The sequence below is a fragment of the Zhenpiania hominis genome, from assembly GCF_014333425.1.
GTDB classification, from domain to species: Bacteria; Bacillota; Clostridia; order Peptostreptococcales; family Anaerovoracaceae; genus Hominibacterium; species Hominibacterium hominis.
Genome location: NZ_JACRYT010000030.1, coordinates 19,832 through 27,306 on the forward strand (window position 1 = coordinate 19,832; position 7,475 = coordinate 27,306).

At 45.7% G+C, this 7,475-nt stretch carries 5 protein-coding genes, 2 tRNA genes and 2 rRNA genes; 1 reads left to right on the forward strand and 8 read right to left on the reverse strand.

The window, feature by feature from the left end; all coding sequences use genetic code 11:
- Positions 1-9: 9 nt before the first annotated feature.
- From H9L42_RS15770 to H9L42_RS15785, 4 genes are all read right to left on the reverse strand, one after another.
- On the reverse strand, positions 10-1,953 hold the full coding sequence (locus H9L42_RS15770; RefSeq protein WP_187304365.1) for a PTS fructose transporter subunit IIABC: 1,944 nt from the start codon (positions 1,951-1,953) through the stop codon (positions 10-12).
- Between the two features lie 21 nt (positions 1,954-1,974).
- The gene (gene pfkB / locus H9L42_RS15775) at positions 1,975-2,877 is read right to left on the reverse strand and encodes a 1-phosphofructokinase (protein ID WP_187304366.1); all 903 of its coding nucleotides are present in this window, start codon (positions 2,875-2,877) and stop codon (positions 1,975-1,977) included.
- 1 nt (position 2,878) lies between these two features.
- Positions 2,879-3,625, reverse strand: a complete 747-nt coding sequence (locus H9L42_RS15780; protein WP_187304367.1) for a DeoR/GlpR family DNA-binding transcription regulator — start codon at positions 3,623-3,625, stop codon at positions 2,879-2,881.
- Between the two features lie 110 nt (positions 3,626-3,735).
- Positions 3,736-4,599, reverse strand: a complete 864-nt coding sequence (locus tag H9L42_RS15785; RefSeq protein ID WP_187304368.1) for a hypothetical protein — start codon at positions 4,597-4,599, stop codon at positions 3,736-3,738.
- Between the two features lie 109 nt (positions 4,600-4,708).
- On the opposite strand from H9L42_RS15785, the gene H9L42_RS15790 reads away from it, so the two are divergent.
- Positions 4,709-6,568 carry a glycerophosphodiester phosphodiesterase gene (locus H9L42_RS15790; RefSeq protein ID WP_187304369.1) on the forward strand — a complete coding sequence of 620 codons (1,860 nt, stop codon included), beginning with the start codon at positions 4,709-4,711 and terminating at the stop codon, positions 6,566-6,568.
- Between the two features lie 65 nt (positions 6,569-6,633).
- Here the strand turns inward: H9L42_RS15790 and H9L42_RS15795 are convergent.
- The 4 genes from H9L42_RS15795 to H9L42_RS15810 form a co-directional block, all read right to left on the reverse strand.
- Positions 6,634-6,716 (reverse strand) — tRNA-Leu (locus H9L42_RS15795).
- A gap of 189 nt (positions 6,717-6,905) precedes the next feature.
- Positions 6,906-6,980, reverse strand: a tRNA-Glu gene (locus tag H9L42_RS15800).
- A 5-nt stretch (positions 6,981-6,985) separates the two neighbouring features.
- Positions 6,986-7,102: ribosomal RNA gene (gene rrf, locus H9L42_RS15805) — 5S ribosomal RNA — on the reverse strand.
- Positions 7,103-7,362: 260 nt separating this feature from the next.
- A 23S ribosomal RNA gene (locus H9L42_RS15810) occupies positions 7,363-7,475 on the reverse strand; the annotation flags it as partial.

Here is a 7,475-nt window from a genome sequence, read left to right on the forward strand (position 1 = left end):
TTTTACCTCCTAACGTTCCGTTTTATTTTTCTTTAATATTGCAAGTAAAACCATTCCAACTACTGCGCCTACTACCAAGGCCAGCAGGTAGCCGCCTACATTTTCAACAACAGGGAACACGAAGATTCCGCCATGAGGAGCTCGCAATCCGCATCCCATTGCCATCGAAATTCCCCCTGCTACAGCAGATCCAACTACACAGGATGGAATCACTCTCAGAGGATCAGAAGCCGCGAATGGAATCGCGCCTTCTGTAATAAAGCACAGTCCCATAATATAATTGACCACGCCTGCTTTCCGCTCTTCCGCTGTAAACTTATTCTTGAAAAAGGTAGTAGCCAAAGCAATTGCAATCGGAGGCACCATTCCGCCGATCATAACAGAAGCCATGATATTAAAGCCGCCGGAAGCAATCGCCGCTGTACCAAATACATATGCCGCTTTATTAAATGGACCGCCCATATCGATTGCCATCATACCTCCCAGGAGACATCCAAGGAGAATCTGGCTGGCGCTTCCCATCGAATTCAATCCGTTTGTAATAGCAGTATTGATAGCTCCTACCGCCGGGTTGATAAAGCACATGAACGCGCCCATCAAAGTGATTCCCAAAAGCGGCAGAATCAGAACCGGCAGCATGCTTTCCAGGCTGTCCGGAAGGAAGGAAAACACCTTCTTCAAAAGCAGTACGATAAAACCGCCTACAAAGCCTGCAATCAACGCTCCCAGGAATCCCGATACGGCTGACGCGTCTCCGGTTACATTGGCAAAGGTACATCCCAGAGTCGCGATAGATCCGCCTACAAAACCGACCGCAAGTCCCGGCCTATCCGCAATACTCCTTGCGATATAACCTGCCAGAACCGGCATCATAAAGTTAAACGCCACGTTTCCGATGCTTTTGAAGAACGCCGCTGCCGCTGTGTATGTCCCGAAATCACTGTTTCTTGGCGCGCCTGCGATTGTATCGATCAGGAAGGCCAGGGCAATCATAATGCCTCCGCCGATAACAAATGGAAGCATGTAGGATACGCCGTTCATCAAATGTTTGTAAATCTGATGCCCAATCCCCTCTTTTCCAACGCTGTCCGCATTCGTCGTCTTCGCCCCCTCATAATGGAAAACCGGAGCTTCTTTGTCTATAATTTTCTTAATCAGTTCTTCCGGCTTGTTGATTCCAGCCGACACATTTGTTTTATATACCCGTTTTCCATCAAAACGCACCATTTCGACATTCTTGTCCGCGGCGATGATAATGCCGTCAGCCGCTTCGATTTCCTCAGGAGTCAGTACGTTCTTCGCTCCCCCGGATCCGTTTGTTTCCGCTTTGAGAGAATACCCCATTTCTCTTGCTTTTTTCTCCAGGGCTTCCGCGGCCATATAGGTGTGCGCGATTCCCGTCGGGCAAGCGGTTACTGCCAGAATCCGGTATCCTTCTTTCTTTCCGTCCTTTTCTGATTCTTGTTTCTCGCCTGCGGCTTCGGCCTCTTCCGGATAACGTTCTTTTTCCTTGCGATCAATGGCTTCTAAAAATGCTTCCGGGGTCTGCGCTTTCAGTAATTCTTCCCGCAGCTCCATATCCATCAGCAGTGTCATAAGTCTTGACAGAACTTCCAGATGAAGATCTCCGTCCTCAGGAGCCGCAATCATAAAGAGAATCGTGGAAGGCTTTCCATCCGGAGCTTGGTAATCAATTCCCTCCGGCACTGTAATTGCAACCAAACCAGCCTGTTTTACGGCTGCGCTCTTGGCATGAGGAATTGCAATTCCTTCTCCCACCGCGGTTGTACCTTCCTCCTCTCTAGCGAGAATTCCTTTCCGGTATTCTTCCTTATCCGCCAGATTTCCCGCCTCATCATGCAAACGGATCATGAGGTCAATCGCGTCTGCCTTTGTACTTAGTTTCGCCCCCGGCATAATGGATTTCTTTTTCAGTAAATCGACAATTCGCATGTTCTTTCCCCCTCCAGTAACTTAAATTTTCTGAAAAAATTCTTCGATTTTTTCTCTCTTCGCAAGTCCTTCCGAACAGGCCGTCGCTGAACCTGCCGCGATTCCCAGCTTTAAAGCATATTCGTAATCCTTTTTTCTCATATACCCCGCAAGGAAACCGGCCACCATGGAATCGCCTGCTCCCACCGTATTTTTTACTGCCTCCCGGATAGCCGGAACCCGAAATTGTTTTCCGTTTTCACATAACAGATAGGCTCCATCTCCTCCCAGCGACACCAGCACATTGCGCGCTCCAAGATCCTGCAGTTTTTTTGCGCCAACCTCAAGGTCCGCGTCATTTTGAATTTTTGATTCTGTCAGTTCTTCCAGCTCGCTCCGGTTCGGTTTGATTAGAAAAGGCCGGTATTTCAATACATTTTTTAAAAGCATTCCTGTGGCATCCACCACAAAACGAATCCCCCTGCCGCCTAATCTTTTCAGCATTATCTCATAGATATTATCCGGAAGCGTATTAGGTATATTCCCGGAAATCACTAACGTATCATCCTCTTTCAGCCGTTCCAGCTGCCCAAGGAGCGCCTCCAGCTTGCTTTCTGTAATTGCCGCTCCCTGCGTATTGATCTCTGTTTCCTGTTTCATTCGAAGTTTGATATTAATCCGGGTGATTCCTTCCTCAAGATGGATAAAATCCGTTTTCAGTCCCGCTTCTTTTAACCCCCGCTCCAATGCGGACCCTGTAAATCCGCTGACAAATCCCAGAGCCGTATTTTCAATTCCCAGATTTGTAAGCACAGTGGATACATTGATCCCCTTTCCGCCAAAATAATAGGATTCTTTTTTGGAACGGTTGGTTTCTCCCAGTCTAAGTTCATCGAGATCGATTACATAATCAAGGGCCGGACTGAATGTGACCGTATAAATCATATTATTCCACCTCCTTTACAACTGTATACTGCGAATATTGTTCATTTTCCGCTTTGTCGGTAATAATGCACGCTTCATCAACCTGCGCGAATGTAATGGATGAAATAAGTCCGAACTTTGTATGGTCAGCCAAAACAAAGGATATATAGGACTGCTTCATGGCCGCCGTTTTAATGGCCGCTTCTCCGATATCCGGGGTAGTAAATCCCCGTTCCGGATCAATTCCGTTGGTTCCCATGAAACACTTTGTGAAATTGTACTGTCGAATCGCCTCAATAGCCGCTGCCCCCACAGCCGCCTCCGTGGAAGGCCTCAGAAGCCCTCCGATCATATATACATTAAAACCCCTCTGAATCATCTTTTTCGCATGTACAATTCCATTTGTCACATAAGTAACGTTCTTTTTATCCAAGTAGTCAATCATACGATCTGTTGTGGTTCCCGCATCAATAAAGACAAAATCATTTTCATTGATCATTGTAGCCGCGTATCTGGCAATTTTATCTTTCTCCGCCACTTGAATCTGTGCCCGCGAGGCTACATCCGTTTCTCTGGAAGCCATATCCGATGATATGGAAACAGCGCCGCCGAAAACCCTTTTTAGCCGGCCCATTTGATCCAGTTCATTGATATCCCTGCGAATTGTAGATTCGCTGATTCCCATTTCCTTAGCCAGACTGGTGACTTTCACCGCATGTGTTCTTTTAAGCTTCGCTAAGATTTTATCATGTCGTTCCTTCTGTAACATTTTCTCCTCCCGTCACCCTTATTATAGCACCGTCTCAGTCAAAGTCAATCATTTTCATTCAAATTCATTCAGTTTCTTTCATTTTCTTTCATTTTCACCTTCGGCTCCATCTATTCTTTCCATGTCTCCGGAGTCAGGCCGAATATTTGGATTAATTCCAACTTTGAAGATCGGGCCAGATCAAGAACCGTAACCAGATGACCTCCGTCTGAATCCAGATCATAACCAAAATGATAAAAAGCATACCAAATTAGATACGCGCACTGTGCGGAACGCAGCTTTTCCTCCGCTCCGCTCCTTTTCCCAAACACGCCGCTTGTTAGGCTGTATGGAATATGAACCAGATTCTGCTCCGCATATTCCGCAATCGCCTTCCGCTCTCTTTCGGGAACCCCTTTCAGCCTTAGAACCAAAAAATTAGAATAAGTCTGCCAGTGTGCCAAGTCTTTGATTGCCGAATCCTCTCCCGGCATAACCGCTTCCAACGTAAGCTTTTTTTCCGCATCGATTACCAGTCCGGCATGCCCGTGACGCCACCCGAGGCTATGAGAGGAAAAAGATAGGATAATATCTCCATCTTCCAATGGAGCCAAAGGTACCGATTTCCAATGCTTACGCCTGAGCCGATCTTCTTTTGTAAAAAGACTGGTACTGCAGCATTCGGATTCCCATTCACCTAAATATGCTTCCTGGAAGCGAAGAAATTCCTTGATCTGATAAGTCTTTTTTTCACGGATCGCGTCCACCGCTTCTTTTGTCAGTCCTGTCTGTTCAAAAAGTAATTGGTAATCCGTGTCCTCCAGCTTCTGCTGCGCAGCCACTTTCTGGATATCTTTCCTTTGACAATCGGCCCTTTTACCAGCTCCTTCCACATGAACCAATGGCTGAAAAAAAACAAAAAAAGCAAGAAAGAAAAAAGCAATCGCTATTATAAGCCGCTTCCATCTTCTTTTTCTGCCGCTCAACTCCTTCAAAGCAGCACCTCCTGCTAGAAAGTATGCACCGATTGTCATCTCATCATACACCCTTGAATTTCCCCTCCTGAAAGCCTATAATGGAAAGAAAAGACCTGGGGTATGTGATATGAAACAATTAAAATCACCTGTGTTGACCATGATCGGAACAGCGCTTCTTTCCTTTATCCGGATTCTTCCGCCGCTGCTGTTCTTTGAAATTATCTATAAACTTCTTTGCACGCTGATCTTCAGCCCCCTTTTATCTGCAATCATGCAGGGCGCGCTCAGCCTCAGCGGCTATGAAGTTGCCTTTAATAATGAAATCGCTGGATTTTACACAACTATACCTGGAATTATCTCTGCAATCGTCATATGCGTCCTGGCAGGTTTCCTGGCTTATTTTGAATATGCGGTTCTGATATTGATGATTTATTATCGTTATACTGGCAACCCGGTTTCTCTTGCCGATTCCATGAAAATGGCTCTAACGACCTTCAAAAGCCTGGCAAGCCCTGGCTTTATTGGTTTTCTCTTTTATTCGTTGGGGCTGCTTCCTTTGATTAACCTGGGCTTCGCCCCATCTATCCGCCCGGAAGGAGAAATTCCAAACTTTATCAGCGGTGAGCTGTATAAATCCTTTTTTGGCAGTGTTCTAATGGTTGTATTTTATGTAATTATGTACCTCCTATTCTTCTGCGCGATCTTTGTCCTGCCTTCTATGGTTCTCCGGCGGCGAAAATTTGGCAACGCTTTCCGCTTCAGTTTGTCGCTGCTGCTTTCCATGAAGCTAAAGAATGCGATTGCCATAATTGTTTTATTCCTTCTCTGGTGCGTTCTATTTCTCTATCCCGGCATTGTCCCTACTTATTATGCTGGGATTTCAGACGCCAGCCTTGCGGAAATTTTGGGAAACTTTTTCTTCTCTTGGAAAAGCCTCCTTCAGTTCCTGCTGACAGAAGGACTGCAAATCTGTCTCACAATCCTGTTATTTACTTTTCTTGTCGCATTATATGGAATCTGTGGAGGAAGAGTCAGTCTGAACGAACAAGCCATGCCTACTATTGAGCGAAGGCTTAAAAAAACACAGGGATTCGCCTTTAAAATCTACAACGGATTTCGGTTCTTAGGGCAAAAAATTGCCTCCTGGGTTCAAAGAAGAGCCTTCTATCAGAAGCATAAACGTCCTATATGGGCTATATCCGGAATCCTTCTGTTCCTTGTAGTTTTTGGAATCCTACATTATCAGCCTAACACTTACGATCATGTCGTAGTCGGACACCGCGGCAGTGCATATGGAGTGGAAAACACTCTGGAAGCGGTACAAGGCGCCATAGACGCGAAAGCAGACTATGCGGAAATCGATATTCTCCTGTCAAAAGATGGGGTCCCTGTGGTTATTCATGATGAAAATCTGAAGCGACTATCTGGCGAAAACGTCAATGTTTACGATTTAACTGCCGCGCAGCTTTCAAAAATCTCACTTTCACAAAATGATATGACGGGGAAGATCTCGACTCTGAATGAAGTCATCGATTATTCCCGCGGTAAAATCGATTTATTGATTGAACTAAAGCTACATGGTCATGAAAAGAAGAGCCTGGTTGACGAGGTTGTCAAAGTTGTAGAACAAAATCACTTTCAAAGAAACTGCGAAATCATGTCTTTAGAATACAGCCTCGTTGAGGAACTTAAAACAAACTATCCGGAATATACAGTTGGCTACTGTGTATATGGCAATTTAGGGCAGGCACGACTGAACTCTCTCCGGCAATTAAATGTAGATTTTCTGATTATTGAAGAAAGCATGGCCTCTAACAGCTTTATCGCCCAATGTAATCAAGCATGGCTGCCAGTTTATATCTGGACCGTTAATCAGCAGCAAACTATGGAATCCTGTCTAAAGATGGGCGCTTCTGGCATCATTACAGACAAACCGAAAGATGCACGCAAAGTTGTAAACGCATTCATTCGAGAATCTATGCAGTAAAGTTCTTTTTTCGTATACACATAGATAAAGAAAAAGACCGCTGAAAACTCAACGGTCTTTTTCTTTGGTGCGCGTAGAGGGACTTGAACCCCCACGGTCGCCCACTAGATCCTAAATCTAGCGTGTCTGCCAATTCCACCATACGCGCATATTATTCAAATCTTAATATCTTGCAAGGGAGTTCATGATATGAACACACCACTGTTAAATTATACTATACCTGCATTTAAAAAGCAAGATATGAACCTGTACAATTTCTCCCCCTGTTTACACATATAGACCAGCCATCCATGTGCCTCTCAAAAATAAAACACCTGACTAAAATCAGGTGTTCCAATGGTGACCCTACCGGGAATCGAACCCGGGTTACCGCCGTGAAAGGGCGGTGTCTTGACCGCTTGACCATAGGGCCAAAAAAACCGGCAACGTCCTACTTTCCCAGGCAGTCTCCCGCCAAGTATCCTCAGCGCTGGGGAGCTTAACTTCTGTGTTCGAGATGGGTACAGGTGTCTCCTCCCCGCTTTTGTCACCGGATTTACGAATCCTAGCCCTGTTTTCCTGGAAAACAGCGGCAGGTTCTATGCCAGGATTGCAGTGGCTTTGCCACGTGGCAATCTACGGCTCGTGACCTAATCCTGTTTGTGTAGCAAACAGCTGGTAGGTCCTACGTCAGGATTGCAGCAGCTCCGCTGCGTGGCAATCTACGACGTCTTCCTTCTGTCTACTTCAAACAGTTCAGTCTCTTTCCCTTCATACCCTCAAAACTGAATAAGAAACTTCTTCCTTCCAAACCATTGGTCAAGCGTTCGACCGATTAGTATCAGTCAGCTTCACACATTACTGCGCTTCCACCTCTGACCTATCTACGTGGTAGTCTTCCACGGGTCTTACCTCTAAAGGCGGAGAT